Raw genomic sequence first — 2,653 nt, 5'->3', positions numbered from 1 at the left:
TCTGCGGTACGGGAAGTTCTAGTTCTTACGGAAGAGAAGTTTCAAGAGCTTTTCGATCAGTTTTTGTCGAGTTTGCCCAATTATATCAAGGGTTTACTCGGTGTTTCTGTCTGCGAAAGTTGAGTAAGTATGTTATGATTTGATATTATTTTGGAGTTGATCAAATGAGACAAGTCTGGATATCTATGATACTTAAATCATGACCTTATTCCTCTGATGGAAGGAGTATGATAACATGGAGAAAACGCTAAAGCCTTTGTTTGAACAAGATCCGTATGCTCAGTACCTGTGGATTGAACTCGTGTCCTTAGACAAAGGTGTTGCCCAAACGAGAGTGACAGTAACGGAACAACACGTGACATACTCCCACCACCTGCGCTAACGCTTAGAGGTGGGGGCTTCTCGGGTAATCCCATCTCATGATGGGAAGTTGACCGAGCGATCCCCGTGTGCCCCACGGTTCGAGATCCAGTCAGGCAGTCCCTAACTTTTTCAGACCTTCCTTTTTGATATTGATGGCGGCGTTGGTGTCTCTGTCTGCCACAAAACCGCATGCACAACGAAATAGACGTTCGGAAAGCGATAGAGACACCTTCACTCGGCCACAACATGAACACGTTTTGGATGAGGGGAACCATTTGTCGATTTTGATCAGCTTCTTTCCCTGTTCTGCTAACTTGTATTGAAGGAAAGTAGTGAACAGGCCCCAGCCGTTGTCGTGGACGCTTTGACCGAAATGGAGGGCTTGAGACATCCCCTTCATGTTGAGGTCTTCAATCATCACGGCATCATACCGGTTGGCCAATTGTCGTGAAGTCTTGTGCAAAAAGTCCTGACGTTGGTTGGCAATTTTTTCGTGCAATTGGGCTACTTTCCGCCGCTGTTTGTGCCAACGGTTGGAACCTTTCCTGCGGCGTGACAGCACCCGTTGGGCTCGGGCCAGTTTTTCCAAGGCTTGCCGGTAAAATCGAGGATAATTGGCTCTCTTACCCTCGCTATCGACATACAGCCTATTCATGGAAAAATCGAGCCCAACAACGTTTTCTATTTCTTTTGGCACCGGTTGGTGTTCATATTCAGTCAGAATGGAGATGAAGTATTTTCCTGTTTTCGTTTTGGTGATCGTACAGGACTTGATCATGTGGTGAACAGGAATCTCCCGATGTTGCTTCAATTTGACCCATTTCAGTTTGGGTAACTTGATATAGCTATCTGCAAGCTTAATGTTTCCGTTGACCACATTTGTGGTGTACGACTGTTTCGCCTTGCGGCTTTTGAACTTGGGAAATCCCGCCCGGCTAGAGAAGAAGTTGGTGAATGCTTTTTGCAGGTTTAATTGAGCGTTGGCTAAGGCAAGGCTATCGACTTCTTTAAGCCACGGAAAATCCCGTTTGTACTTGGCCGGAGTGGGAAATTTGTGCTGTTTCAAAGCTTCTTTGTCGTCTTTGAACGTGTCATAGATGTGTAGACGTTCCTCAAGCATTTTGTTGTAGACGAAACGGACGCAACCGAACGTTTTGGCGAGCAGTTGTTCTTGTTCTTGTGTTGGATACAAACGGAATTTGTAGGCTTTGTTGGCCATATCCGCATCACCTGCCCATAATACGAACGTTTGTTTGATTTTATTTTACCACACTCATCATATTGAGGCTACATCAAACCGACATTCATCTTCCACTTTCGCTTCGCTTAGAAGTGGGAGACTTCTGTCGGAGGTAAGTTAAATTAATGGTTGCAATCGAGAGTATAAGATCGAGTAGGAGGGGGTGACTAACCCCCGTCTCCGGGTAGAGAGGCCACCCAATTGGTGGCCCGAACCCCCACAGAACCCGGCGTGCAGATTTCCCGCACCGGGCTCTTCAGAAATGGATTCACAGTATGACGTACAATTTCAATTCCTTATAAGGGATTGAAATTCTCGGACGCACAATAGGAAACCAGGATTTGATTTGGGCATATCTCTCCCATGTCACATAACCTTTCCTGCTACGGTTGCCTAACATCTTGTGCCAATATTTATCTGTTGCTTGGTACACCTTGTAGAGTGACTTTAAATTTCCTGCCATTCCATAATAATTGTAGTGCCCTCGCAACATCTGATTAATCTTCTCAACCTGCTCAAGGATCAGCCAATGGCGAATCAAACGCAATGTTGTCTGTATTTTACCAATGCTCCGCCTGAGACGTTTCTTTTCCGTCTTTCGTCCCACCATGAAGTTTCCTTTCCTGTTTCGCGTACAAAAGTGTGTAAAACCGAGAAAATACAGCGTTTCCGGCTTCTTTTCACCCTGTGCTTTGGCCTGTCTGCTTGCAAATCTCCCAAACTCAATAAGGCGGGTTTTATCCGGCTCCAGCTCTAATTTAAACCTGAATCCTCACGGATTCAGGTGATAATCAAATATTTTGTGATCATTTTAATGTCTATAAGTCATCATGTGGCAAATATTTAAACCAATCCCGCCCATATGTCACGGATTCAGGTTAAATTTATGGAGCCGTTTCTTTAGCGCTTCATGGAAACGATTGGCATCTGCCCGGTATTGAAAGCAAACGATGAAGTCATCAATGTAACGAATAAGGTAAGCCTCACCTTTTAGGCGTGGTTTTACAGCCTTTTCAAACCATAAATCCAGCACATAGTGCAAGTAAATGT

Annotated in this window: 3 protein-coding genes and 1 pseudogene; 1 reads left to right on the top strand and 3 read right to left on the bottom strand. The window is 44.9% G+C overall.

The features are described 5' to 3' along the window. The first annotated feature begins 235 nt into the window (after positions 1-235). Positions 236-382, top strand: coding sequence for a hotdog fold domain-containing protein (locus IEW48_RS16375; RefSeq protein ID WP_188624688.1), 147 nt, complete (start codon positions 236-238; stop codon positions 380-382). Between the two features lie 90 nt (positions 383-472). On the opposite strand, the gene IEW48_RS16370 is transcribed toward IEW48_RS16375, so the two are convergent. The 3 genes and pseudogenes from IEW48_RS16370 to IEW48_RS16360 form a co-directional block, all read right to left on the bottom strand. After that, complete coding sequence (locus IEW48_RS16370; RefSeq protein WP_188624687.1) at positions 473-1,582, bottom strand: RNA-guided endonuclease InsQ/TnpB family protein; 1,110 nt, start codon at positions 1,580-1,582, stop codon at positions 473-475. A 289-nt stretch (positions 1,583-1,871) separates the two neighbouring features. Beyond that, positions 1,872-2,213: a hypothetical protein gene (locus IEW48_RS16365; RefSeq protein WP_188624686.1), complete on the bottom strand. Its 342-nt coding sequence runs from the start codon at positions 2,211-2,213 to the stop codon at positions 1,872-1,874. 255 nt (positions 2,214-2,468) lie between these two features. Next, positions 2,469-2,653 (bottom strand): annotated as a pseudogene (locus IEW48_RS16360) (group II intron reverse transcriptase/maturase); the annotation flags it as partial.

Origin of the sequence: Caldalkalibacillus thermarum (assembly GCF_014644735.1) — a bacterium.
GTDB classification, from domain to species: Bacteria; Bacillota; Bacilli; order Caldalkalibacillales; family Caldalkalibacillaceae; genus Caldalkalibacillus; species Caldalkalibacillus thermarum.
The sequence above is the reverse complement of the archived record's forward strand: the minus strand, read 5'-3'. Positions and strand labels throughout refer to the sequence as shown.

Coding starts and splice junctions, on each gene's coding strand:
- IEW48_RS16375 (WP_188624688.1), top strand. CDS start 236: ATGGAGAAAACGCTAAAGCCTTTGTTTGAACAAGATCCGTATGCTCAG.
- IEW48_RS16370 (WP_188624687.1), bottom strand. CDS start 1,582: ATGGCCAACAAAGCCTACAAATTCCGTTTGTATCCAACACAAGAACAA.
- IEW48_RS16365 (WP_188624686.1), bottom strand. CDS start 2,213: ATGGTGGGACGAAAGACGGAAAAGAAACGTCTCAGGCGGAGCATTGGT.